Here is a 25,198-nt window from a genome sequence, read left to right as displayed (position 1 = left end):
ATGGATTGGAAAAAATCAAAGAATATATTAATTATTGCGCTGATTCTCACCAATATTGCCCTATTTGTCATGACGGGTGGCATGTCGAAACTGATTGACCGGGAATCAGCTCAGGATCCGCTGCTGCCTTCAGTCCTGTCGTTGCTGGACGGTCGGGGAATAGGGATTAGCGCGGCTATTCCCGCCATGCCTTTGACCATAAACGCCGTTGACCTTGAATACAATGAAATAGAGGCTCAGACTTTGGCGAACGCGCTGCTGCCGGGGGGCTATGAGGCAATTGACGGCCTCTATGTTGGTCATGACGGTGCGCTTTTGGTCGTCGCTATAGAACGGGAGATCAGATTTGAACTCCCTTTAGAGCAATGGCAGATTACCGCGCCTCTCGATGACGCACAGGCTTGGCAGACAGGCGAAGCGTTTCTCTCCGCCCTTGGTTTTGACCATGACGACCGCCAGCGCTGGGCGCTCAGCGTCGAACCGGATCATGTGATTCTTGAGTGGCGCCAGAGCTATGGCAGCTATTTTCTGGAGGAAGCCTTTATGCGCATTCGCCTGACCGGCGACAAAGTCGTTTCCTTTGAACGCCGATGGTTTAATCCACCGCAGCCCCAAGAAAACGTCCACAAGGTCATACAACCTTCTAAAGCCTTGTTTTTGGCCGCGGAGGAGATTGCTGCGTCTGAAGCCCTGGAGGATCAGGCTGTCAAAATTGACGCGATTGAGCTTGGTTACCAGTTGGAGACCGGGTCGCTGACCAGCGACATCACTTCCGGGGAGGCCTCGCCTTACTGGCGCATGAGATTATCCGACGGACGGGTCATATTTGTGGAAGCGGTGGAGTAGTACGCTAATAGATTTGATCCCAATGGCGTCCTTGAGGTTTGAGGTGAGGGAAGAGGGTAACATAACCCTATTTCCTTTCCCAAGTCTTCACTTTTAGGGTATAATGAATATCATGTTATTTAAGGGGTTGTCCCAATGAGTTTGAAATTTTGCTCCCTGGCCAGTGGCAGCAGCGGCAATTGCCAGTACATCGCGGCAAATTCAACCCGGGTGCTCTTGGACGCGGGCCTCAGCGGTAAATATATAAAAAATGCTATAGACAGCATCTCGGAAGACATTACGAAGCTAAGCGGTATTCTCGTGACCCATGAGCATACGGATCACATTCAAGGTGTCGGGGTGCTGATGCGTCGCTACAATCTTGATGTTTATGCCAATCAGAGCACCTGGGACGTAATGCTTCCCAAAATAGGCAAAGTGGATCCGGACCGGGTCAAGGTCATTCAAAATGGTGTGCCCTTTGCGATTGGAGATCTGGAGGTTAAATCGATTGGTGTTTCCCACGACGCGGCGGATCCTGTCGCGTACCGGTTTTCAGACGGTGTCTCGAGGCTTGCAGTGGCCACTGATCTGGGTACTATGACGGAAGAGATCCTGCAGGAGTTGCTTCAGGTTGATTTTCTGATGCTGGAGTCCAATCACGACATTGAAATGCTGAAGATGGGGGCCTATCCTTATTATCTGAAGCGCAGGATTTTGTCTGAAGTGGGGCATCTCTCCAATGATAACGCAGGCGAAATCGCAACCTTGGCGGTGCAGGGGGGCAGGGTACAAAATATCCTGCTGGGACATCTCAGCAAGGAGAACAACTTCCCGGAGCTCGCTTTTGAAACCGTCAGCGGCGTTCTGAGAGAGAACCACATTCACGTGGGTACAGATGTCTGCCTGGACCTGAGCTACAGAGACCGGGTGGGCCGGGTCTACAGCATAGGCCGGTAAGAGAAAAAAGGACACGGCTTTGAATGCCGGTCTGCGTGTGCTTTGGAGGTTTATTTTGAAAATCACAGTGATTGCCGTGGGCAAAATTAAAGAAAAGTTTTATACAGAGGCGCTTTCGGAGTATTCGAAGCGCCTTTCGAAATATATTAAGCTCGACGTCATTGAGGTGGCGGATGAAAAGACACCGGACCAGGCTTCTGAGCGCGAAGTGGCTCAGATTCTCGAAAAGGAAGCCCAGCGTATTCTGGCCAAACTGCCGTCAGGCGCCTATGTCATCCCGCTTGCCATTGAGGGCAAGATGCTCAGCAGCGAAGGTCTTTCTGAAAAGCTGGCAGAGCTTGGACTTCAGGGGGACAGCCATGTGGCGTTTATTATTGGGGGCTCTTTAGGCCTTGCGGACAGCGTCCTTGAGAAGGCAGATTTCAAGCTGTCGTTTTCAAAGATGACGTTTCCCCACCAGTTGATGCGGGTCATTTTACTGGAGCAGGTCTACAGGGCTATGAGGATTATGAGGAATGAGCCGTATCACAAATGAATCATTAGGGACGGTTCTTTTTGTGTCAAATCAAAAAGAACCGTCCCTAATGATTCCCCAAAAACCATAGAAAAGAGGATGCGTCATGACCAAGCACAAGATCTATACCATGCGCTTCGCAAGTGTCTATCCCCACTATGTCAATAAGGCGGAGAAAAAAGGGCGCACGAAAGCGGAGGTGGACGAAATAATCCGCTGGTTGACAGGCTACAGCCAGGAAGCTTTGGAGGCGATTCTGGAAGATCAGACAGACTTCGAAACTTTCTTTGACCAGGCGCCTGAGCTCAACCCTTCCCGGAATCTGATCAAAGGTGTAGTCTGCGGCATTCGGGTGGAGGAGATCGAAGAACCCCTGATGCAGGAAATCCGGTACCTGGATAAGCTGATCGATGAGTTGGCGAAGGGGAAAGTCATGGAGAAGATCTTGAGGGTGCCGTCGAATTAGTAATTGTCTGGTTTGAGGATGTGGGGGATTTGTGATGGATAACCATCGGCAAAGCTGTTTGAAGGCTCAGCCGATGGTTTTTCTTCTCACTACCTTGATGCGTCTGACATGCTGATGTATAATAGAGTTGTAATACGGTGTATTACAACTCTGGAGGTGAGCTTATGGGCACCGTGTCTTTAAGACTGAATGATCGCGACGACGCGTTGATTCGCAAATATGCTGAGATTCACAATCAAGACCTCTCTTCATTCATAAGGGAAACTGTCCTTGAAAGAATTGAGCAGGACTATGACCTGGCTTTGTTTGACAGGGTCTGGGAAGAGACTAAAGAAGATGAAAGAGTTAGCCATGAGCAAGTCAAGAAAGCGCTTGGCCTATGAAATCATTTAAAGTTGAATATACCACTTCCGCGCTGAAACAATTAAAGAAGCTGGATAAACAGACTGCGTTTTTTATCCTGTCCTACATTGAAAAAAATCTTGTGGATTCAGAGAATCCGAGGCTTCATGGCAAATCACTTCAGGGGCTCCTTAGCGACAAATGGCGTTATAGAGTGGGGGATTACAGGATTCTGGCGAAGATTGAAGAGGATAGAGTCGTGATCTTAATTGTTGAAGTGGGACACAGGAAAGACATTTATGGGTGAAGAGAACCATCGGCAAGGGTTTCGTCCGGTCAATACCGGAAGATTTCGATTCGTCCGGTCAACCCGGAAGTAAAATCATAAGTGGAATTATTAGGCCTGTCGTTGGTTTTCAAGCCCATCGGCAGGTTTTTCCTTTTTTGTTTTGAAGTTTTCTGTCAAATGCTTTGTTTCTTGCATTGTCGGAAAGGGAATAATCCTGATATAGTCAGTTTGAGAGAAATGGGCTCACTGCAAAGGGGCTTCGAAAGTTCAAAAGACAGTTTGACAGAAGGAAGGATCATATGGATTATACAGCTTATCTGAAGAAATTGGCCATTTACAACGTGGGGGATGTGTTTGACAACCTGCCGCCGGCGCGGCTGGTGGAGCAGGCGCTGATCAACCGGGAGGGCGTGCTCTCCAGCACCGGGGCGCTGGCCATCCGGACGGGGAAATATACGGGGCGCTCGCCGCTGGACCGGTTTATTGTGGACTCACCAAACGTGCACGACAAGATTTCGTGGGGGAAGATCAACCAGCCCATGACGGAGGACGTGTACTGGCGGATTTATTACCGGCTGACGGCTTATCTTGAGGACCGGGACCTTTACATATTTCAGGGGTATTCCGGAACGGATCCGAAGCATCGGATTCCTATTTCGGTGATCAACCAGTATGCCTGGCAGAATCTTTTTGCGCGCCAGCTGTTTGTGAGACCATCGGCAGAGGAGCTGGAAAATCATGTGCCGGAGTACACGCTGCTGTGCGTGCCGGGCTTCAACGCCTTTACGAATGTGGACAGGACCCGGTCCGAGGCTTTTGTCATCCTGAACCTGGAGGAGAAGACCGTGATCATAGGCGGGACGCGGTACGCGGGGGAAATGAAGAAAGCGATTTTCACCGTGATGAACTACCTGCTGCCTGAGGCAGGGGTTTTTCCAATGCACTGCTCCGCCAACATCAACGCCAGTGGGGACACGACGCTGTTCTTTGGTCTGTCCGGTACGGGCAAGACGACGCTGTCTGCGGATCCGAGCTGTCAGCTGATTGGAGATGACGAGCATGGCTGGAGTGACGAAGGGGTGTTCAACTTTGAGGGCGGCTGCTATGCGAAATGTATAGGGCTCACTCGGGACAAAGAACCGGAGATTTTCGACGCCGTACGTTTTGGCGCGGTGCTGGAAAACGTGGTCATGGACCCGCTGACGCGGATCAGCGACTTTACCACTGATCAGGTGACGGAGAATACCCGGGCGGCGTATCCGCTGGATTTCATACCAGGGGCCGTCCCAAGCGGCAGGGGCGGGCATCCCAAAACGATTCTTTTTTTAACGGCAGACGCCTTTGGGGTTATGCCGCCTATTTCCAGGCTGACGACCGAACAGGCCCTTTATCATTTTCTGTCTGGTTACACCAGTAAGCTTGCGGGCACGGAGCGCGGCGTCACTGAGCCGGAAGCGACGTTTTCAACGGGTTTCGGGGAACCTTTTCTCCCAAGGAACCCTATGGTTTACGCGGATCTGTTGAGAAACCGTATGGATACCTATGGTACAAAGGCTTATCTGGTCAATACCGGCTGGGTAGGTGGGCGTTATGGCACGGGAAGCCGCATCAAGCTGGCCTATACCAGGGCTATGGTAGGCGCCGCCATGAACGGCGACCTGGACGAGGTGGCTTTTGAAACAGAGCCATTTTTTGGGCTCAGCATCCCTAAGGCTTGTCCGGGGGTGCCATCAGAAATCTTGAACCCGCGAGCCACCTGGGAGGACCCAGCGGCGTATGACGCGGCGGCCCAAGCCCTTGCGGAGCGCTTCAGCAAAAATTACGAAAAATTTGAAAAGACTAAAAAAGATAACCTTGACAAAGCTGCGGCCACTAAAGTATAATTCAGAAAATTGAGTTATAGAGTTGATCCTGAAGCAAAAGTGAGTAGTAGGCATCAGCGAATGTCACAGAGAGCCGGCGGAGGTGGGATGCCGGCACAGTCGCCGCGTACGAATGGGTTTGTGAGGAGCATGGGGAACCGCCCTTGTCGACGGCTGGTCGAAAGACCGTCTAATGACCGTCAAGTGACGAGGCGCTGAAGTATCCATAGCCGCGTGTCTCGCGTTATAGGGACAGGATATCGCACAAGCTGAAAATGCGCGGAGCCCCGCGCGTTTCCAAAGGCTTAGCACGCCGGACGTCGCAGCAATAGACCCGGGAGCGCCATGTGCCGTATCTGAACGAAGGAGAGCACTATTTCTCAAAATTGGGTGGCACCACGAGTCTATCGTCCCAAACCGGGAGGGTAGGCTCTTTTTTTGTACAAAAAACTGGAGGCCTCCCGGCCAATGGTCACCATAAGCAGTATCAGCCTGGAAAAAGCCGCAGACACAAGTTGGTGCATCCGAAAAGCGGCACCACTAAAACGATTTCAATTGAGGAGTGAAGATTATGATTTTTCCTGAACTCGAGCAAGCTAAACGCATCTCAGAGGGCTATGACCTCGTTCCGGTGGCTGTCGAGCTGATGGCGGACATGATGACGCCCATCCAACTGTTTAACGCCCTGAAGGACGACGCGACCCACTGCTTTCTGTTAGAAAGTGTTGAAAATGGCGCCCAGTGGGGCCGCTACTCCTTTATAGGCCGCAGACCCGAGTCAGAGATCCTCCTGAGGGAAGGCATCATGACTATAGATGGGAAGAGTGTGGCCGATGGCCGCGTCACCGACCCCTTCTCCATCATCAGCAGCTTCCTTTCAACGAAACGGAGCCCCAAGCTCCTCCATCTCCCGCCTCTGACAGGAGGCCTGGTGGGCGTCTTTGGGTACGACGCGGCAAGGTACGTCGAGACGACCCTGGGACCTGGACCTGAAGATACCGTTGGACTCCCGGAGATCCACCTGATGTACTTTGAGGAAATCATAGCTTTTGACCACCTGAAGCACAAAGTCATTTTGATGACCCATGCCAAGACGAAGAGCGACGCCGGTTTTGAGGCAGAATACACGCTGGCGGTGGAGCGGCTGAGGAACTTGTCTGAGGATCTCTCAGCAGCCATTGGCAAAGCGGGCGGGCAGAGGTTCAGTAATGGCAAGAAGCCCCGCGAACGCGAAGCAGCAGCCACCAGCGACACGACCCGGGAGGCGTTTCTCGAGAAGGTCAGGAAGGCACAGCGTCACATCTACGACGGGGACGCGTTTCAGATCGTCCTGTCCCAGCGGTTCGAGGTGGACAACCCGCCGCCGGCCTTTGATGTTTACAGGGTGTTGAGAGTGCAGAACCCATCCCCTTACATGTACTATTTCAAGTTTCCTGAATACGAGATTGCGGGCGCGTCACCGGAGCGGCTGGCCAGCGTGACAGATGAGCGGATCATGACCAGGCCCATTGCCGGGACGATCAGGCGGGGACTGGACCCGGCCGAAGATCAGCAGCTGGAAGCGCAGCTCCTGAACGATCCTAAGGAACGGGCGGAGCACATGATGCTGGTGGATCTTGGCCGCAATGACGTGGGCCGGGTGGCCGCTTTTGGCTCCGTCGAGGTGACAACGCTGATGAAGGTGGAGCGCTATTCCAAGGTCATGCACCTGGTCAGCGACGTAGAGGGTAACCTGAGGCCTGGACTGAATGGTCTGGATGTCCTGAAGTCCGTGCTGCCTGCGGGAACGCTGTCCGGGGCGCCTAAGGTCAGAGCCATGGAAATCATTGATGACCTGGAAGAAAACCGAAGAGGTGTTTACGGCGGAACGGCAGGATATCTGGCGCTGAATGGCGACATGGATACGTGCATAGCCATCCGGACGGCGCTGTTCAAAGGCAATAAGGCCTATGTCCAGGCGGGCGCCGGGATTGTGGCAGATTCGGTACCGGAGAATGAATACGAAGAGACGGTGAACAAGGCAAGGGCCGTCATTCAAGCGATTGCGGAAGCGGGGGATCTCCAGTGATTTTGATCATAGACAATTACGATTCATTTACTTATAACCTCTACCAGGAGATTGGGTCTTTTTATCCGGACCTGCTGGTGGTCAGAAACGACCAGATTACGTTGGCGGAGATTGAGGCCCTTCAGCCAGAGGCGCTGGTTCTGTCGCCGGGTCCGGGTTTTCCGGCCAGCGCAGGGATTACTATCAAGGCAATCCAGCACTTTGCGGGCAAGATCCCTATGCTTGGGGTCTGCCTGGGACTGCAGGCTATTGGCGAAGCCTTTGGGGGCCGGGTCGTCCACGCATCTGAGCAGGTCCATGGCAAGTCCAGTATGATTGAGCTGGATACAACCTCAAAGCTCTTCGAGGGGCTTCCGGCAAAGGTCGAAGTGGCCCGTTACCATTCGTTGGTGCTTGAGACGTCGTCACTGCCTGAGACGCTGAAGGTGACGGCGAAGACTTCAAAGGGTGAAATCATGGCGGCAGAGAACGCAGCCCTTGGGGTATACGGTGTTCAGTTCCATCCGGAATCTGTGCTGACCCCTCAGGGGAAAGCCATGCTTTACAAGTTTGTCACAAAGGTGGCGGGGCTGAAGGCCATAAGTCCAGTAGCCCAGGCGCCCGTTTCCAACGAAGAGAAGTCCGCCCTGAAGCGTTATCTTTTTACTGTGGCGGAGGGTGGGTCCTTAACGGCGGACGAAGCGGAGAGCGCCATGGGCTGCATCATGGACGGCGGCGCCACAGATGCCCAGATCGCGGCGTTTATGACGGCGCTGCGCATGAAGGGCGAATCCGTGGATGAAATCACGGGCTTTGCCCGGGCTATGATCAGCAAGGCAGCCACGGTGAAAACCGAGTTGCCGGCGGTGGACATTGTGGGCACCGGCGGCGACCTGAGCAATACCTTTAATATTTCGACCACGACGGCCTTTGTGGTGGCAGGTGCCGGACAGCCGGTGGCCAAGCACGGCAACCGCAGCGTTTCCAGCCGCTCCGGCAGCGCGGATGTCCTGGAGCAGCTGGGGGTCAGGCTGAATCTGACGCCGGAGCAGGCCCTGGACTGCCTTGAGAAGACGGACGTGACCTTCATGTTCGCGCCGGCTTTTCACGGCTCCATGCGCCACGCGGCAACACCTCGACGGGAGCTGGGACTGCGCAGTGTCTTCAATATCCTGGGCCCGCTGTCCAATCCTGCGGGGGCGCCTTATATGGTCCTTGGGGTTTATGATGAAAAGCTCGTCGAGGTTCTGGCAAATGTTTTGGTTCAGCTGGGCGTCAAGGGTGCCTTGGTGGTTCACGGCTCAGATGGTCTTGATGAGGTGACCCTCACTGGCCCAACGACGGTGTGCGAAATCAAAGGGGGTCAGACCCGCATGTACACAGTCACCCCGGAAGAGATGGGGCTGACCTCCACCGAGCTCGTGAACCTGGTAGGGGGATCGCCTGAAGAAAATGCCAAGATTACCCTGGACATTCTGAACGGTATGCAGGGACCAAAGCGGGACGTGGTCCTCATGAATGCGGCGGCGGCATTGGTAGCCTCCGGCAAGGTGGACAGCTTTAAAGAAGGCATTGAGGCTGCAAAGGCATCTATTGACAGCGGCCGGGCCCTTGCAAAGCTGAAGGCGCTGGTGGACACGACCCAGCGGTATGGCGCGTAGAGGAGGACAACCATGATACTGGATGAAATAGTAAAGAAGCGAAGGGTCCAGCTGGCCAGGGAGATTTCTGAGGTCAGCCGGGCGGACATGAAGCGGTTGGCGCTTGAGGCGGTGGCGGCAGTGTCATCCGGAGCTGCTGTGCCTGGTCGCTTTGCCAAGGCGATCGCGGCGGATGGCCTGTCCATCATAGCCGAAGTCAAGAAGGCTTCCCCTTCCAAGGGCTTGATTCAGCCGGATTTTCGCCCGGCAGAGACCGCGGCGGCTTATGAGCGCAGCGGTGCCAGCGCCATTTCCGTGCTGACGGAGGAAGCCTACTTTCAGGGCGGCTCCGACTATTTGAAGCAGGTACGTCAAGCCGTCGCCTTGCCCATTTTAAGAAAGGACTTCATCTTTGACGACTACCAGATCTATGAGGCCAAGGTGATTGGGGCGGATGCGGTGCTGCTGATTGTGGCCATCCTGACGGATGCGGAAATCCGCGCCTTTATGGCCTTGGCGGCCTCTCTGGGCTTAGATGCCCTGGTGGAGGTCCACGACGAGGCGGAGATGGTCCGGGCCATAGCCTGCGGGGCGAAGCTCATAGGCATCAACAACCGTGACCTGAAAACCTTCAACGTTGAGCTCTCCACCACCCAAAGACTGCTGCCGATGGTCCCCGCCGGCACACTGTCCATCTCAGAAAGCGGCATCCGTGATGCACGTGACATGGAGACGGTCAGGACCTGGGGTGCGGACGCGGTTTTGATTGGGGAGACCTTGATGAGAAGCACGGACGTGGAATCGACTTTAAAGGCATTAAAGGGAGTTGAGCAATAATCATGAAAATCAAATTCTGCGGGCTCAGACGTCCAGAGGATATTGAATACGCCAATCAGACCCGGCCGGATTATGTTGGCTTTGTCTTCGCAAAGAGCAAGCGGCAGGTTAGTCCTGAGCTGGCGGGACAGCTGGCAGCGGGACTGGCGGCAGGGATTAAGAAGGTGGGCGTGTTTGTCAACGCGCCGCTGGAAGAAATTCTCGAGGCTGTGCGGCAGGCAGGGCTGGATGTGGTGCAGCTGCATGGGGACGAGGGACCGGAAGAGATTCGGGCGGTTCGGGAGGCTCTTGAGGCTGGGGGGCTGGAGGCTGGGACCATCGGCAAAAAACCTGAAGTCTGGAAAGCGGTAAGGACCACGGATCCATTGGTGCTGCTGGCGGCGGATGGCCTGGAGGTAGATCTTTTATTGCTGGACGCCTTCACGCCAGGGATGGCTGGCGGCACGGGTGTCGTGGCGGATTGGGACATGATCCGAAGCGTCAAGGCGCAGCTGACGAAGCCGTTTTTCCTGGCGGGGGGGCTGAATGCGGGAAATATTGAAGAGGCCGTGAGGGCTGTGGAGCCTTTTGGGATTGACCTGTCCAGTGGCATTGAGACCGAGGGGTTTAAGGATCTGGGGAAGATGGAGGACATTGTGGCGCTGATGGCGGACTTGGCGCGGGCAGCCCATCAGGCGGCGCTCGCTCGTGTGGACAATAGTGGAGAAGACAGGGGGAAACAGGCATGATTAAACCGGGAAGATATGGTGAGTACGGGGGACAGTATGTCCCTGAAACGCTGATGAACGCGCTGCTGGAGCTTGAGGCAGCTTATATGAAATTTTCACAGGAGCCAGAGTTCAGGGCGGAGCTGAAGGCGTTGCTTGAGGGCTACGCGGGGCGGCCGTCCATGCTGTATCCGGCGCGTAAAATGAGCGAGGACCTTGGCGGGCCGCAGATCTATTTGAAGCGGGAGGACCTGAACCACACGGGGTCTCATAAGATCAACAACGTTCTGGGACAGGCACTCCTTGCGAAGAAGATGGGCAAGAAGCGTCTGATTGCTGAGACGGGCGCGGGGCAGCACGGGGTCGCTGCGGCGACGGCGGCGGCGCTCCTGGGCATGGAGTGCGAGGTGTTCATGGGCGTGGAGGATATGGAGCGCCAGCAGCTCAACGTCTACCGCATGAAGCTTCTGGGGACCAAGGTCACGGGGGTTTCAAGCGGGACGGGGACGCTTAAGGACGCGGTCAATGAAGCCTTCCGCTGCTGGGCGGGTGAGGCAGATACCACGTTTTACATGATTGGGTCGGTCATGGGGCCGCATCCGTTTCCTATGATTGTCCGGGACTTCCAGAAGGTGATTGGCGAGGAGGTTCGGACGCAGCTGGAGAAAACTGCCGGAAGGCTGCCGGACTGTGTCATTGCCTGCGTGGGCGGTGGCTCGAATGCCATGGGCGCGTTTTATGATTTTATTGATTCACCGGGGGTCAGGCTGGTTGGCGCGGAGGCGGCTGGCCGGGGCGTCGACACCAGGATGCACGCGGCTACGGTGACCAAAGGTGAGGTTGGGGTCTTTCACGGGATGAAATCGCTGTTTTTGCAGGATGATGGCGGGCAGATCATGCCGGTGTACTCCATTTCTGCTGGCCTGGATTATCCGGGGATTGGACCGGAGCATGCGTATCTGGCGACCATCGGCAGAGCAGAGTACTTGCCGGTGACGGACGAAGAGGCGGTGGATTCCTTTGAGTATCTGGCTCGGGTTGAGGGCATCATTCCGGCGATCGAGTCGGCCCACGCGGTGGCGCTGGCGCGAAAGCTGGCGCCGGAGATGGGGCCGGAGGAGATCATGGTGATTTGCCTGTCCGGGCGCGGGGACAAGGACGTGCAGTCGGTGGCGAAGTATAGGGGGGAGACTATCCATGAATAGGATTGATGCGACGTTTGAGGCCCTCAGGGGGCGCGGCGAGAAGGCGCTGATCGCGTTTGTGACGGCGGGGGACCCGGATATGGGGACGACGGAGGCGCTGGTGAAGGAGATGGTGGCCCGGGGCGCGGATCTGGTGGAGCTGGGGGTGCCGTTTTCGGATCCCATGGCGGAGGGGCCTATTATACAGGCGGCCAGTGCCAGGGCGCTGGAGGCTGGGGCGACGCTGCCGGGGATTTTTGACCTGGTGGCGCGGCTGCGGGGCGGTACCGTGGCGAAGACGCCGCTGCTGCTGATGATGTATCTGAATTGTATTTTGCACTATGGCAAGGACCGGTTTTTTGAGGCCTGCGCACGGGTGGGGATTGATGGCGTTATTGTGCCGGACCTGCCTTATGGGGAACAGGTGGAGATTTCCGGGGAGGCCAGGGCGCACGGGGTCCACCTGATCAGCCTGGTGGCGCCGACGTCCCGGGACCGGATCGATGCCATTGCGGAGAACAGCGAGGGGTTCCTGTACTGCGTCTCTTCCCTGGGGGTTACGGGGACTCGGGCGGCATTCGCGACGGATTTTGACGCGTTCTTTGGGGAGATCAGGAAGCACGCGAAGATTCCAACGGCGGTGGGCTTTGGCATTTCGTCGCCGGCCCAGGCCAAGGCGCTGGCGGGGTACGCGGATGGCGTGATTGTGGGCAGCGCTGTGGTGGACATAGTGGCGCAGCATGGGACTGATGCCGTCGCGCCAGTGGGGACGTTTATTGAGGCGCTGAAGGACGCGATCAGGGGTTGATGGTGGGGGACAGGGACGCATGGTTGGGGACTGGGCCGCGTGGCGCGGCCCTGTCCCTCACCGCGCGTCCCTGTCCCCCATTGAAGATTGTAAATGTTTGTATTTTTAAGTTGTTCGAAGATAAAAACAATGTAAAAACGCATTATTGTATACAATTTAAAATAATTATACGAACTTTCGACAATAAATATTAACGAATGTTAATAAAAGTCTGTTCATTGCCTGAGGTTCTGTGCTATAATGTGAAAAATTCTGAAAACTCGAATGGGAAAAAGTGTGGGGTGGGTGACCATCGGCAGGGGCATTGTGCTTTTGCAGTCGAGCACTGGTACCGTCTGAGGGAAATGGAGGCGTGACAATTGAAAGCAGTCATCACAGTCTTAGGCAAGGACCGGCCGGGAATCATTGCGAAGATCGCAACGGCGCTGTACGAGCGGGAAGTCAACATTGACGACATCAGCCAGACCATCATGCAGGGGCTGTTTACCATGGTCATGATTGTGGACCTGGGCAAAATCAACACGAACATTGAGGAGCTCCAGGCAAAGATGCAAGAAGTTGAAAACGAGCTTGGCATGCAGATCAGAGTGAAGCGGGAAGAAGTTTTTACCGCTATGCACCAGATTTAGGAGGGCGTTATGTTAACTATGCGGCAAATCCTGGACACCCAGGAAATGTTCCACGAACAGAAGCTCGACATTCGGACCGTGACTATGGGCATATCCCTCCTGGATTGTGCCGATGGTGACGGCCACGTCATGGCCGAAAAAATCTACAACAAGATCACCAAGGTCGCCGCACGGCTGGTCCCGGTCGCGGCGGAAATCGAAAAGGAATTCGGGATTCCCATCATACATAAGCGCATCTCGGTGACGCCAATCGCCATGCTGGCGGGGGCTTCCGAAGAGGACGTGACCTTGGAGCTGGCCCACGCCCTGGACCGGGCGGGCAAGGCAGTCGGCGTCAACTTCATAGGCGGCTTCTCGGCGCTGGTCCACAAGGGCATGACAAAGGGCGACCTGCGCCTGATCCAGGCCCTTCCAAGGGCGCTGGCGGAGACGGAGATCGTCTGCGGCTCGGTGAACGTGGCGACGACCCGGGCAGGCATGAACATGGACGCCATCCGGGAAATGGGCCAGGTGGTGAAGGCCTGCGCGCGCTTGACCAAGGACCAAGACAGCATTGCCTGCGCGAAGCTGGTCATTTTCTCCAACGCGGTGGAGGACAACCCGTTTATGGCGGGGGCCTTCCACGGACCGGGCGAGGCGGACTGCACCATCAACGTGGGCGTCAGCGGACCGGGGGTCGTGAAGGTCGCGCTGGAAGAGGTGCGTGGCAAGAGCTTCGACGAGGTGGCGGAAACCATCAAGAAGGCGGCCTTCAAGGTCACGCGCATGGGCGAGCTGGTGGCCCGGGAGGCGTCCCGGCGGCTTGGAGTGTCCTATGGCATTGTGGATCTGTCTTTGGCGCCAACGCCGGAGGTTGGGGACAGTGTGGCCCGCATCCTGGAGGAAATGGGCCTTGAGACCTGCGGTACCCATGGCTCCACAGCGGCTCTGGCAATGCTCAACGACGCGGTCAAGAAGGGCGGCGCCATGGCGTCCTCTCACGTGGGCGGCCTCAGCGGCGCGTTCATCCCGGTCAGTGAGGACGAGGGCATGATTGAGGCGGTGGAGAAGGGCGTTTTGACGCTGGACAAGCTCGAGGCCATGACCTGCGTTTGCTCAGTGGGTCTCGACATGATCGCGATCCCGGGGGATACGACAGCGGAGACGATTTCGGCCATCATCGCGGACGAGGCGGCCATTGGCATGATCAACAACAAGACTACGGCTGTGCGGGTCATTCCGGTGCACGGCAAGGGCGTGGGCGACTACGTGGAGTTTGGCGGGCTGCTGGGCCGGGCACCAATCATGCCGGTGAACAAGGCCTCCTCCAAGCTGTTTGTGGAGCGTGGCGGCCGCATTCCAGCGCCAATTCACAGCCTCCGGAATTAGTGCGCAAGAAATCATGTGGAATTTAAAAGACCATCGGTAAAAGTCACTGTATTTTTGGAGGCCTGAAGCGGTTTGCGTGCTTCAGGAACCTTCAAGAAACAGACTTTTTGCCGATGGTCTTTTGTTTGGTCCGGCCCAGTCCCCAACCAACTGTCCCAGTCCCGCGTGGTCCGGCCCAGTCCCGCACCAACCACAACACTTATTTAATGTTTACGTGGGCCTTTTAGAGGTATAATTTGACCGAGAAGCCATGTGACTCATAGGTCATATTCACGTTCACATAACCATAACCGAAAGCAGGAGGTGTGGTGCATGCCCAAGGATACATTTTTCAATCTGCCGCTGGATAAACGCGAAAAGATCGAAGAAGCGGCCATCAGCGAATTCGTGGAATTCAGCTTCGACAATTCCAGCATAAACCGGATTGTCAAAGGGAGCGGCATTCCCAAAGGCAGCTTCTACCAATATTTCGAGGACAAAAAGGACCTCTACAAACACATTATGTCCTTGATCATAGCGAAAAAAATGGAATACTTGACACCGGTGCTGAAGAATCCCTTTGCCCACGACTTTTTCGTCATTGTAAAAGAGATGTATGAGTCGGGGCTGGGGTTTGCCAGGGAAAATCCGGATTTTGTAGTCATAGGGAACAGGCTGATGTCAGACCGGTCCCACGTGCTCTACAAAGAGATCATTCAGGACAATATGGCGACCTCCAACCAGGTATTTGAGCAGCTGCTGGTCATGGGCATTGAGCGGGGGGAGATCCGGGGGGACATTGACCTGAAGCTCACGGCGCACCTGATCAGCGCCCTCAACGTGGAAATCAGCGAGTATTATCAACGGGTTGTGGCGAAGCGGGAGGGGGATTTGCTGGATGGGGGGATTCTGGAGACTATAAGCAAATTTTTGGAGCTATTAAAGTACGGAATAGGGGCAGGTCCCAGATAGTTGGTTCGGCCCAGTCCCGCGTGGTGCGTCCCAGTCCCCAACCAACACTTCAAGCCGGCCCAGTCCCCCAATAAAATTCCTATATGCTTTCAGAAGGCTCGGGACTCACAACGCATCGGTTGATGATAAAGGCAATAATAATCCCTACAATGGTTTCAGCCGTCCGTATCAACGCATAAGCATAGGGATCCCCGGTATACTGCATCATGATGATGACAAAGACTACAGTCGCAAGGCCGGAAGCCTCTTTGAAATGGATGATGTTGCACAGCAAAATAGTCAGGATTATGCCAATGGGGATCAACAGCACGGCATTGCTCTCCACTGGAATGTGGCTGATCGCGTATAGGATGAGGATAGAGATGAGGCCGCCAATAACAGTGGCCATGATGCGCATCTTGCCATAGGAAATGGAATGGGCAATACTGTCCTGCATGGTAGTGACCGCGGCTATGCTGGCGTACATGGGCGCGGGATAATCCAGGAGCTTAGCCAATATGAGAATAATCAAAACGGCCAGGGCCGTCTTGAGATTTCGAAGGCCTGGGATGTAGACGGGATGCCTGGGATCGATCATAAGGCGGCCCTCCTTTTCATGATTATATAATGACAAAGTTACCCGTAAAGGAATTCCAGCAAACAGGATGTTTTTTAAAGGCAAGAACGGGTAATAAGAATGCGCAGGGAAATTTGAACAAGCAACAAATACTTTTGAAGATCATGTTGAATACATTAGAATACGAAAGGAGCTTGGAAATGGAAAAGGAAAAGATTTTGATCCTGACGGACGATTACGCGGAGGACCTTGAGCTATTGTATCCCTACTACCGCATGATTGAGGCAGGCTATGACGTCGTCATGGCCTCAGATGCCGGCGGACGGGGACTCAAAGGCAAGAACGGGGTGCCTTACAAAAGTGACGTTTCCTGGGAGGATATTGACGCAGCAGAATTTGTGGGCCTGCTTATACCTGGGGGTTGGGCGCCTGACAAGCTGAGGCGCTACGACAAGGTGAAGGCTATTGTTAAGGAGATCAATGATGCGGGTAAGCCTATTGGCATAATCTGTCACGCGGGGTGGGTCACCATTTCCGCCGGGATCATGAAGGGGCGGAAGGCAACGTCAACGCCTGCCATCAAGGATGACATGGAAAACGCGGGGTGCACGTGGGTCAATGAGGAGGTTGTCGTGGACGGGAACCTCGTTTCCAGCAGGGCGCCCATGGACCTTCCAGCGTACATGAAGGCGTTCATCAAGGCGCTGGAGGAATAGAACACCAGTACTTTCCAATCGCGATCAATGGATGGAGGACGCGAAGATGAAATTAAAAGCAGCACTGGTCCAAATGGCAGTAACTTCGGACAAACGGGCAAATCTCGAGACGGCAGCGACCTACGCGTCAGAAGCTGCAGAGGCGGGCGCAGACCTGGTGGTTCTGCCAGAAATGTTCAACTGTCCGTATTCCAACGACAGCTTCCCAATTTACGCGGAGCCTGAAGGCGGAGAGTCCCATCAGTTTCTGTCAAAGCTGGCGGCGCGGCTGGGGATCTGGCTGGTGGCAGGTTCCATTCCAGAGCGGACAAAGGATGGAAAGCTTTACAACACGTCCTTTGTCTTTGACCGCAGAGGACGCCAGGTGGCGAAGCACAGCAAAATGCACCTTTTTGACATCGATATAGAGGGCGGTCAGCGGTTCAAAGAGTCGGACACGCTGTCGCCGGGTTCGCAGATCACGGTGTTTGAGACGGAGTTTGGGCGCATAGGCCTTGCGATCTGCTATGACCTGCGTTTTCCGGAGCTGGCCAGAATGATGGTGGACCAGGGCGCGAAAATATTGGTGGTGCCGGCGGCGTTCAACATGACCACGGGGCCGGCGCACTGGGAAATCCTATTCAGGAACCGGGCGCTGGACAATCAGGCTTACGTACTGGGTGTGGCACCGGCCCGGGATGTGAATGGACCTTATGTCTCCTACGGACATTCCCTTGCGGTATCGCCCTGGGGAGACGTGGTGGAGATGCTGGAAGCCGCGCCAGGCATGATTTTGGCAGAGCTTGACCTGGATTATGTGGACAAGGTCAGGCGGGAGCTGCCGCTGCTGCAGCACCGCAGGCATGACATCTACACGCTCAAGCAGTGCGGGCTGTAGCGGGCTATTAATAGCCGCTGAAAGTGAAAGTGAAAATGAAAATGAAAAAAGTCCTCCGCCCTCCGTCAGTTGAAGTGGATCCATTTGACGGGAGGTGGAGGACTTTAACGTTTTGGCATTGTTTAGCGGCGGCGATTGGTGGATTACCCACCGGACTGAGGATCCCCTATAGCCCTAAGGCTTTATGAAAGACGGAATTTTACACTGCGTCACTTCAATGTCGCGCCATACATCCCCAATAATGTAAGGCTCCACGTCCAGCCAGGCATCCAGCGCTGCCCGGTCCTCAAACTCCATAAACATGGCAGAGCCCACCATGCGCTCCTCTTCGTCCAGAAGCGCCGCGGCGTAAAGCATTTTACCCTCAGCTTTCAGCTTTTGGGCAAGGGCCAGGTGATTATCCCGAACCGCCTGACGCCGTGCCATAGCGCCTTCATCAGTGCCGTCACGTCCAATGACGATAAATTGCATAAGGTTGCTCCTCTCAAGAATATTTTTGTATAGTCCAATTAGGTTACATTGAAGCATCTGCCCAATATTGGAGCGATCCAACAAGGCACCCTATCCATTTTTTCGCGCCAAATACTACCGGATCCAGTCAAACACGTCCGGCTGCCGGGAGGGCTTCGCCAGCACCTTTTTAGGGTCCTCATAGCCAAAGCACACCGCATACAGCGGCTTGTAGCCTTCACGGATCTGAAGCTTTTCATTAGCTTCCGGCAGCTGGAAGTAGGCGCTGATCAGTCCGACCCAGACAGAGCCAATTCCAAGACTGTGTGCGGCGACAAGCATGTTCTCCACCGCGGCGGCAGCGTCCGCCACTGGTGAGTAGACATCAGAACGGACCGACACAATCACAACGGTGGGCGCCTTATGCAGCAGATGATAGCGCTCGCTGCTGCCGAACTTGCGGATCCAGTCGACTTCAGAATCCTTCATGACCTCCTTGGCCGCGTCATTGATGTGGTCGATCAGCGCTGCGTCCTGAAGGATGGTGAATCGCACCGGCTGGGTATTGTGCCCGCTTGGCGCCTGGTTGCCTGCTTCAATAATGGCGAGGATATCCTCGTCCTTGAGCTGATCCGGCAGGAAACGCCGGACACTTTTGCGTTCGTAAATGGATTTTAAAACTTCATTCATGGGAACCTCCTGTAAAAACAGTGATTTTTTTAGCCGATGGTCATCAAGTGACACAGTCACCCCACCATCCACCCTATCACAGTAAAGTTTATGTCACTACCCCTAATTATAATGCAGAGTTTGGCAAAAAAAACAGCCTTTCTGCAATAAACGCGAAAAAAGATGAAAAACATGAGTATAATGAACCTATATAGCCAATTACATAAACCAATTTTTCACCTAAAGGAGGCCACACCCTGTGAAATTTGTCAGATTCAAAAACGAAGACCAGGTTTTGCTCGGACTCTATAACCAGGCCATGACCCATATTTATGACCTGAACCATTTGATCCCGGAAAAGCAGTTCGAAAACCTGAACACCTTCATAGAGGCCGTCAACGAGGACGAGCTTGCAGTGCTCAAAGAGATCAGCTGCTGTGCTGCCCTGCAGGAGTTTCCATCCTATTCAGCCAGTGACGTGACGCTGCTGGCGCCCATTCAGAAGACAAAGCACGACGTGCTCTGCCTTGGCCTCAACTACAAGGAGCACGTCAAGGAGACCGCCAAGAACTTGAACCACGCGCCAACCATGCCGGAGCACCCAGTGTACTTCTCAAAGCGCGTCCTTGAAATGATGGGCCCGGATGACACCATCGACTATACCCGCTCCGGATCAACCCAGCTGGACTATGAAGTTGAGCTGGCAGTCATCATTGGAAAGCGAGGCCGGGACATTCCGGCGGATGAGGCGGAGGACTACATCTTTGGCTACACCATCCTGAATGACCTTTCAGCCCGGGATATGCAGGCCCGCCATCTGCAGTGGTTTAAAGGCAAGAGCTTGGATGGGTTCACGCCTGTTGGCCCATGCGTTGTGCACAAATCTGAGCTGCCTCTCCCGCTCTCTCTGGACCTGAAGAGCTACGTCAACGGCGAGCTCCGCCAGGACGGCAACACCTCGGATTTCATTTTCGACATACCAAAGGTGATCGCGGACCTGTCTACGGGGATGACCCTGGAGCCGGGGGATATCATAGCCACCGGCACGCCAAAAGGCGTCGGCATGGGATTCAGCCCGCCAAAGTACCTGAAGGCCGGGGATGAGGTCATGTGCGAGGTTGAAGGCATTGGCAGCCTGCGGAATGTGATTAAATAACCGCTGAGCGCTAAAGCACGTGATTAACATGAGCCGCGCAAAATAGAACGGGGTCCCGGGCAAGCTTCTGGCTGTCCTGGGGCCCCGTTCTTCTCATATTTGACTTTCAAAAGCATTTTTTGCCGATGGTCTCAACCACCCACATTCACCTCGTCACCCCATCACATAGTCAAATTCACCTGAAGCCGCACTATGGTATCATCCTTAATCTCGGCATGGAACAGGTGATACTGGCCGGACAAGTCGAAGCTGTGAAGCACGTTTCCATTTTCGAGGGTTTCAAGCATGCTGGCCTCTCCATAAAGGGCGGTCAGCGTCTCCAGACTGTCGCCGACTTTGAGGCCCCGAGGCGTAGGATAGTCCGGGTTGTCCGTGGAGATCATGAAGACCTCGTTTTCGAGAATCAAAATTTCAATCCCATTCTCATAATAGCGCCATTCCTCATAGCCGTCGTGGGCCATCTCGACCCGCTCCGGCTTTTGGGCCATCCTGAAGTCGAGCTCCAGCGCTGCCAGTCTGACAGAGAGATTGCCTAACCTGAGATCCTCGACGGTCAGGTCGTCAACAGGCGTTTCTGTAGTTGGAGGGATGGTGCGTTGAGTGATGTTGAGAGGCTTCTGGCTGCCGTCCGGCAGGTAGAGCGCGTCTTTGTCCAGGCCGGCGACAAACCCCTTCATCACCATATCCGTAGTGCCTATTTCCGGCAAATACTGCTCTAAAGTCACGTCGATCAGGGACTCGGTAGCCTCGGCCTTGCCAAATTGATACATGACACTGCTGGAGCCCTGTTCCGCGAAGACGATCAGCAAGGCATAGCTTTCAAAATAGGCGTCGCCGTAGTTCAGGCTCTGCCCCTCCCGGTCACTCTCAAAGCCATAGGTTTCAATGGCCGCATTCCAGGCCTCCGTGCTGTCGATCAGAAGGCCAAAAAGCTGGCCTTTTTCCTTCAACGCTTCCTGTTCCTGGGCGAGGTCCTCATGATAAGCGCCTTTTATAGGGAAGGCGAAGGGCGGCGTCGTGTAAGAGCGGTCCTCACCAGGTGTTTCCTCACCGGGCGGTGTCGTTACAGGAGGCTGCTCTGGAGGTGTTGTTGGCGGTGGCGTTGGCGCCGGCCCGGCGCAGGCGGTGAGGGCCAGGACCAGAATTATAGCAAGGGAGAGGGCGAGGGCGAGGCGACTGCTCAAGCGCCGGGACGTATATGAAGTCTTTCGTTGCGTATTAATATTCTTATTCATAGTCTAAGTCTCCTTTAGCATTTTGGAAAACCGTTGACGGTTGTTTTCGGATATAGTCTTAGACGTCAGAAATTCAAAAAAGTTTCATGCTGTAGCGCGGCCCAGTCCCCAACCACATGTCCCTGTCCCCCAACAAACAAAAACGTGTAGGATTCAGTCGGATCAACGTTTGCAAGCCGATTGTCCTTGTTTTCACAAATTGGAAGAGGTAAAATATAGATAAAGAATCCGCGTAAGACATAACGCCCAAATAGATCAAAAACGTCAACGCCTATCGAAGGGGGCACGGATCCATGTCAACTGAAATATTTCATCTCACAACCGGGCAGACGCAAACCATTGCGGCGCTTGAAGCCCTGGCCTATGAACGCTTGGAAAGCCGCGGGCTGGGCGGCCTTGACATCCCCGGCGCTTACCTTGAAGCTGCGAAAAGTCTCATTTCCGCAAAGAAAACTTTGATCCTGACAGGCTTTCCAGTGCGCGGCGCAGAGCTTGGAGAGACAGACGGGCCGCCGGGGGCACTGGCGGTTGGCAAAGCCCTTGAACTCCTTGGCCAGCAGGTGGCTTATGCCACGGACACACATTCGTCCACACTCCTTGAAATGGGCCGGACGCACCTTGGCATGAGCGCTGAGGTCCACCCCTTCGTGCCGGACTCGAAGGCTGCGGAGCTGATACGCCTGTACACGGACTTTGAACCCGACCTGATCTTTGCCATTGAGCGCCCAGGAAAGGCTGCCGATGGTCACTGCCACTCCATGCGCGGCGAAATCCTATCCGACCTGACGCCCTCCCTTGACCTTTTCTTCGAACTCGCCGCTTGTGATCAAAAGCCAACCTTGGCCATTGGCGACGGCGGCAACGAAATTGGCATGGGGCGCCTTTACGAAAAGATCATCAAGCAGGTGCCCAAAGGCGACGTCATCGCTGCCGTCACAGCGGCGGACGTATTGATGCCCGCGTCGGTCTCAAATTGGGGGGCTTACGTCCTCATAGGGGCCCTGTCCCTGCTTAGCGGAAAAAACCTCTTGATTCCCCCTGAAACCGCCTCGGAGCTCCTCCATACCATGGTCGACATGGGGGCTGTAGACGGCGCCACCAAACTCAGACAGACCACTGTGGACGGTTACAGCTACGAAGAAAACCAAAGCGTCATCATGGCGGTGCATGGGATGATTGGCATTTATTTCTAATGTTGAAGGAGGAGATTGATTTTGAGCGAGTACATTGACAACCGCAGCAACATGAAGAGCAATAAGGAACAGCGGCAGAAGGTGCTGAAAGAGATTATCCTGCAGCTGCACGACGGCAAGGATCCTGCAGAAGTCAAGGAAGAATTTGCCAAGCTGATTGAAGGCGTGTCCGCCAGTGAGATCTCTGAAATGGAGTCTGGTCTCGTCGCTGAGGGCATGGCCGTTGAAGAGATTCAAAAACTTTGCGACGTTCATGCTGAGATTTTCAGAGGCGCTGTAACTCAGATTCACACCACCTCCAAGGAAGAGGAAAAGCCGGGGCATCCGGTCCGTGTGTTGAGGGAAGAAAACTTCGCCATTGAGAACCTGCTCAAGAATACGCTGATGCCAAAAGTCGCGGCCCTGACGGAGGAAACTCTGGCAGAACGCCGTTATGAATTGCTCGAGGACGTCAATCTGCTCTTGGATATTGATAAGCATTACAGCAGAAAAGAGAACATCTTATTCCCATATATGGAGAAGTACGGCATTACAGCACCGCCAAAAGTCATGTGGGGTGTGGATGATGAGATTCGGGTGATGATCAAGGGCTTTAAAGCACTACTGAACAGTCCGGATGGAACGGTGGAAGATCTCAAGGCAGCCGCTGAAGCCATGAACACCAAAATTCTCGACATGATTTTTAAAGAAGAATCCATCCTGATCCCAATGCTCCTCGAAACACTGACAGAGGATGAATGGGTAGAGATCGCCCTGGACAGTGATGAAATAGGTTATTGCATTGTGAGTCCGGAAGCCAAGTGGTCGCCTTCAAGAATGATTCCATTTGGCGCGCCGGGTGAAGGCAACGCGGCTGAGGCTGTTTCAAACGCGGCAGATGGGCTGATCCGCATGGAAACAGGTATTCTCAAGGTGGATGAGCTGACCCGGATTCTCAATACGCTCCCAATCGACATGACCTTCATTGACAAGGACGACAACGTCAAATACTTTTCCCAGTCCGCAGAGCGGATCTTCCCGCGCACCAAATCCGTTATAGGACGCTCCGTACAGAACTGTCATCCGCCGTCAAGCGTTCACGTGGTTGAAACCATCCTTGAAGCCTTTAAGGCTGGCCGCAAAGATCACGAGCATTTCTGGATCCAGATGGGGGACGCCATGATCTATATCCGCTATTTTGCCGTCCGCGGAGAACAGGGCGAATATCTTGGAACCCTTGAAGTCACACAAAATATTGCACCTCTAAAAGCGATCGAAGGCCAAAAACGTTTGCTTTCTGAAAATTTTTGAATGGAAAACTTTTAAGCATAACAAAAGAAAGCTTAATAAAAGCCGCACGGTTGATGCCGGAGCGGCTTTTTTTCGCCTAAGTAGAGCTGGGCGTTAATGGGAACTCGGTTGGGGACAGTCCCCAACCATTCGCGCAGCATGTCCCTGTCCCCAACCAACATGCCCAAAATGTTGTGTCCGTCTCCATCAAAAAGGGGTAACATATAATTGTGCAGCGCTTTAAACCTTCAAGTCATAACTTCGGGGTGAGACATGTCGCAATTGAAAGAATTAAGCATAGAAATCCTTGAAGCAAGTGAGGTCAGTCGCCGTGGCTTGTGGAGCGAGCTCCAGAGCTTCGCGCAGTGCGATCCGGCAAGGCATTACTTTATTTTGCTGGGCCTTCTGAATCCTGAGAAGACCTTTCGCAGTGTCATTACAGCAAGAGATGACCGTGGGAATTTGCTGGCAACGTTCTTACAGCGCAGCTCCGGCAATGCTCAGTTAATGATGTCACAAAAGCTCATGGACGGAAGTTCCCCACAAGAAAGCCTGCAGTCCTTTGCCGAAGCTGTCAGACGAATTGGCTTCAATCAGCTCATCGCAGCTATGTCTTATTGCGAGGCCATAGCGCCCTTTGATCTTTTTGTCAGTCATACGGTTGGTGCGGAAATCTCCGTAATGTCTGCCGAAACAGCTGCATCCAAGGAACTTCAGAAAGAAATTATCTGCGACCTTGAGCCACTCATGACGTCAGATCTTGATGAGATCATAGCGCTCTACCAACGCTGCTTCCATTCCTTCACGCCAAGGCCTGTCATGGAGGAAAAACTGCTCAGTGGCCGAGGCCATGGCGTTGTGGTTCGAAAGAACGGACAAATTGCAGCCTGCGCACAAAGTGAATTTGAAACATCCCAGCATGCCTTGATTGTAGGCGTCGCCACGACGCCTGAGCTCAGAGGACGGGGCATGGCCTCAGCCTGCGTCGCCGGACTTGTCAAGCAGCTCGCTGTACCCGGCAGGGATTTTGCCCTTCAATATGACAACCCTTGCGCCGGCAGAATCTATAAAAGACTGGGATTCATTCCAGTGGATCACGTGGGACACTACAACTTCAGAAAGGAGCAATAAAATGGCCATTCGAGAAATCCTGCTGTTGGGCCACGATCACTTGAGGATCAAGTGCGCCCCCATTGAAGAGGATGAAAAAGAACTTGCGGCAAGCGTCGCAGAGGATCTCAGGGATACACTCCTCAATTTCAGAAAGAACATTGGCTTTGGCCGGGCTATAGCCGCGCCGCAAATTGATGCCCTTGTCAGAATCCTTTACATGAATATTGAGGGTGAGGAGACGGTACTGGTCAACCCGGTTCTGGAACCCATGGACAAGGAGACCTTCTACGTTTGGGACGACTGCTTCAGCTTCCCTGGTCTTGAGGTGTGGGTGAGACGCTTTAAACGCGTCAGACTCCGGTATCTGGACCTCGACTGGAACGAACAGACCCTGGAAGTGGAGGGCGACCTCGCCGAGCTGCTTCAGCACGAATACGACCACCTGGACGGGATCCTTGCCGTCGACCACGCTCAGACCTCCAAGAGCCTCAGGTTCAATCGCGACAAGATGGGAAAAGCTTAAGGCAGCCCCCAG

27 protein-coding genes are annotated in these 25,198 nt (G+C 54.3%); 23 read left to right on the top strand and 4 right to left on the bottom strand.

From position 1 onward, the window contains the following. The 16 genes from BLP63_RS01550 (at position 1) to BLP63_RS01475 (ending at position 15,429) form a co-directional block, all read left to right on the top strand. A complete protein-coding gene (locus BLP63_RS01550) occupies positions 1–846 on the top strand; it encodes a two-component system regulatory protein YycI (protein ID WP_092589123.1) in 846 nt (281 codons plus the stop codon). Between the two features lie 135 nt (positions 847–981). Continuing rightward, positions 982–1,785, top strand: a complete 804-nt coding sequence (locus BLP63_RS01545) for an MBL fold metallo-hydrolase (protein ID WP_092589122.1) — start codon at positions 982–984, stop codon at positions 1,783–1,785. 55 nt (positions 1,786–1,840) lie between these two features. Beyond that, positions 1,841–2,320 carry a 23S rRNA (pseudouridine(1915)-N(3))-methyltransferase RlmH gene (rlmH, locus tag BLP63_RS01540; RefSeq protein WP_092589121.1) on the top strand — a complete coding sequence of 160 codons (480 nt, stop codon included), beginning with the start codon at positions 1,841–1,843 and terminating at the stop codon, positions 2,318–2,320. Between the two features lie 85 nt (positions 2,321–2,405). Then, a complete protein-coding gene (locus tag BLP63_RS01535) occupies positions 2,406–2,765 on the top strand; it encodes a DUF2200 domain-containing protein (protein WP_092589120.1) in 360 nt (119 codons plus the stop codon). 164 nt (positions 2,766–2,929) lie between these two features. After that, positions 2,930–3,148, top strand: coding sequence for a type II toxin-antitoxin system RelB family antitoxin (gene relB, locus BLP63_RS01530; protein WP_092589119.1), 219 nt, complete (start codon positions 2,930–2,932; stop codon positions 3,146–3,148). Beyond that, the gene (locus tag BLP63_RS01525; protein WP_092589118.1) at positions 3,145–3,414 is read left to right on the top strand and encodes a type II toxin-antitoxin system RelE family toxin; all 270 of its coding nucleotides are present in this window, start codon (positions 3,145–3,147) and stop codon (positions 3,412–3,414) included. The genes relB and BLP63_RS01525 overlap by 4 nt, the downstream gene beginning before the upstream one ends. Before the next feature lie 281 nt (positions 3,415–3,695). Next, positions 3,696–5,279, top strand: a complete 1,584-nt coding sequence (pckA, locus tag BLP63_RS01520; protein WP_092589117.1) for a phosphoenolpyruvate carboxykinase (ATP) — start codon at positions 3,696–3,698, stop codon at positions 5,277–5,279. A 550-nt stretch (positions 5,280–5,829) separates the two neighbouring features. Next, a complete protein-coding gene (gene trpE / locus BLP63_RS01515; RefSeq protein WP_092589116.1) occupies positions 5,830–7,326 on the top strand; it encodes an anthranilate synthase component I in 1,497 nt (498 codons plus the stop codon). Further along, positions 7,323–8,966 (top strand): anthranilate phosphoribosyltransferase, encoded by a 1,644-nt coding sequence (gene trpD, locus BLP63_RS01510; RefSeq protein WP_092589115.1) that lies wholly within the window; start codon positions 7,323–7,325, stop codon positions 8,964–8,966. The genes trpE and trpD overlap by 4 nt, the downstream gene beginning before the upstream one ends. Positions 8,967–8,978: 12 nt before the next feature. Beyond that, entirely contained in the window at positions 8,979–9,782 is an 804-nt protein-coding gene (gene trpC / locus BLP63_RS01505) for an indole-3-glycerol phosphate synthase TrpC (protein ID WP_092589114.1), read from the top strand. Between the two features lie 2 nt (positions 9,783–9,784). After that, positions 9,785–10,510 (top strand): phosphoribosylanthranilate isomerase, encoded by a 726-nt coding sequence (locus BLP63_RS01500; protein ID WP_092589113.1) that lies wholly within the window; start codon positions 9,785–9,787, stop codon positions 10,508–10,510. Further along, entirely contained in the window at positions 10,507–11,694 is a 1,188-nt protein-coding gene (gene trpB / locus BLP63_RS01495) for a tryptophan synthase subunit beta (protein ID WP_092589112.1), read from the top strand. Before BLP63_RS01500 ends, trpB begins: the two co-directional genes overlap by 4 nt. After that, complete coding sequence (gene trpA / locus BLP63_RS01490; protein ID WP_092589111.1) at positions 11,687–12,481, top strand: tryptophan synthase subunit alpha; 795 nt, start codon at positions 11,687–11,689, stop codon at positions 12,479–12,481. The genes trpB and trpA overlap by 8 nt, the downstream gene beginning before the upstream one ends. 359 nt (positions 12,482–12,840) lie before the next feature. Further along, positions 12,841–13,110 carry an ACT domain-containing protein gene (locus BLP63_RS01485; RefSeq protein WP_092589110.1) on the top strand — a complete coding sequence of 90 codons (270 nt, stop codon included), beginning with the start codon at positions 12,841–12,843 and terminating at the stop codon, positions 13,108–13,110. Positions 13,111–13,119: 9 nt separating this feature from the next. After that, positions 13,120–14,478, top strand: coding sequence for a PFL family protein (locus BLP63_RS01480; protein WP_092589109.1), 1,359 nt, complete (start codon positions 13,120–13,122; stop codon positions 14,476–14,478). A gap of 312 nt (positions 14,479–14,790) precedes the next feature. Beyond that, a complete protein-coding gene (locus BLP63_RS01475; RefSeq protein ID WP_092589108.1) occupies positions 14,791–15,429 on the top strand; it encodes a TetR/AcrR family transcriptional regulator in 639 nt (212 codons plus the stop codon). A gap of 79 nt (positions 15,430–15,508) precedes the next feature. Here BLP63_RS01475 and BLP63_RS01470 read toward each other — a convergent pair whose 3' ends face one another. Further along, entirely contained in the window at positions 15,509–16,006 is a 498-nt protein-coding gene (locus tag BLP63_RS01470; protein ID WP_092589107.1) for an FUSC family protein, read from the bottom strand. A gap of 179 nt (positions 16,007–16,185) precedes the next feature. On the opposite strand from BLP63_RS01470, the gene BLP63_RS01465 reads away from it, so the two are divergent. Together BLP63_RS01465 and BLP63_RS01460 are read left to right on the top strand one after the other, a co-directional pair. Next, the gene (locus tag BLP63_RS01465; RefSeq protein ID WP_207646390.1) at positions 16,186–16,701 is read left to right on the top strand and encodes a type 1 glutamine amidotransferase domain-containing protein; all 516 of its coding nucleotides are present in this window, start codon (positions 16,186–16,188) and stop codon (positions 16,699–16,701) included. Between the two features lie 46 nt (positions 16,702–16,747). Next, positions 16,748–17,578: a carbon-nitrogen hydrolase family protein gene (locus BLP63_RS01460; protein ID WP_092589105.1), complete on the top strand. Its 831-nt coding sequence runs from the start codon at positions 16,748–16,750 to the stop codon at positions 17,576–17,578. Between the two features lie 174 nt (positions 17,579–17,752). On the opposite strand, the gene BLP63_RS01455 is transcribed toward BLP63_RS01460, so the two are convergent. Next, positions 17,753–18,049 (bottom strand): YciI family protein, encoded by a 297-nt coding sequence (locus BLP63_RS01455; RefSeq protein WP_092589104.1) that lies wholly within the window; start codon positions 18,047–18,049, stop codon positions 17,753–17,755. 114 nt (positions 18,050–18,163) lie between these two features. Then, on the bottom strand, positions 18,164–18,718 hold the full coding sequence (locus tag BLP63_RS01450; protein ID WP_092589103.1) for a nitroreductase family protein: 555 nt from the start codon (positions 18,716–18,718) through the stop codon (positions 18,164–18,166). Between the two features lie 238 nt (positions 18,719–18,956). On the opposite strand from BLP63_RS01450, the gene BLP63_RS01445 reads away from it, so the two are divergent. After that, positions 18,957–19,853, top strand: a complete 897-nt coding sequence (locus tag BLP63_RS01445; RefSeq protein ID WP_092589102.1) for a fumarylacetoacetate hydrolase family protein — start codon at positions 18,957–18,959, stop codon at positions 19,851–19,853. 161 nt (positions 19,854–20,014) lie between these two features. On the opposite strand, the gene BLP63_RS16950 is transcribed toward BLP63_RS01445, so the two are convergent. After that, positions 20,015–21,088, bottom strand: coding sequence for a hypothetical protein (locus BLP63_RS16950; protein WP_092589101.1), 1,074 nt, complete (start codon positions 21,086–21,088; stop codon positions 20,015–20,017). A 293-nt stretch (positions 21,089–21,381) separates the two neighbouring features. Here BLP63_RS16950 and BLP63_RS01435 point away from each other — a divergent pair, with 293 nt between their 5' ends. The 4 genes from BLP63_RS01435 (at position 21,382) to BLP63_RS01420 (ending at position 25,186) form a co-directional block, all read left to right on the top strand. Further along, the gene (locus BLP63_RS01435; protein WP_092589100.1) at positions 21,382–22,281 is read left to right on the top strand and encodes a DUF4392 domain-containing protein; all 900 of its coding nucleotides are present in this window, start codon (positions 21,382–21,384) and stop codon (positions 22,279–22,281) included. A 21-nt stretch (positions 22,282–22,302) separates the two neighbouring features. Continuing rightward, positions 22,303–23,571 (top strand): DUF438 domain-containing protein, encoded by a 1,269-nt coding sequence (locus BLP63_RS01430; RefSeq protein WP_330387048.1) that lies wholly within the window; start codon positions 22,303–22,305, stop codon positions 23,569–23,571. Between the two features lie 252 nt (positions 23,572–23,823). After that, positions 23,824–24,681, top strand: coding sequence for a GNAT family N-acetyltransferase (locus tag BLP63_RS01425; RefSeq protein ID WP_092589099.1), 858 nt, complete (start codon positions 23,824–23,826; stop codon positions 24,679–24,681). A gap of 1 nt (position 24,682) precedes the next feature. Further along, positions 24,683–25,186: a peptide deformylase gene (locus BLP63_RS01420; RefSeq protein ID WP_092589098.1), complete on the top strand. Its 504-nt coding sequence runs from the start codon at positions 24,683–24,685 to the stop codon at positions 25,184–25,186. Positions 25,187–25,198 lie beyond the last annotated feature (12 nt).

It is taken from the genome of Acidaminobacter hydrogenoformans DSM 2784, from assembly GCF_900103005.1.
Classification (GTDB): Bacteria; Bacillota; Clostridia; order Peptostreptococcales; family Acidaminobacteraceae; genus Acidaminobacter; species Acidaminobacter hydrogenoformans.
The sequence above is the reverse complement of the archived record's forward strand: the minus strand, read 5'-3'. Positions and strand labels throughout refer to the sequence as shown.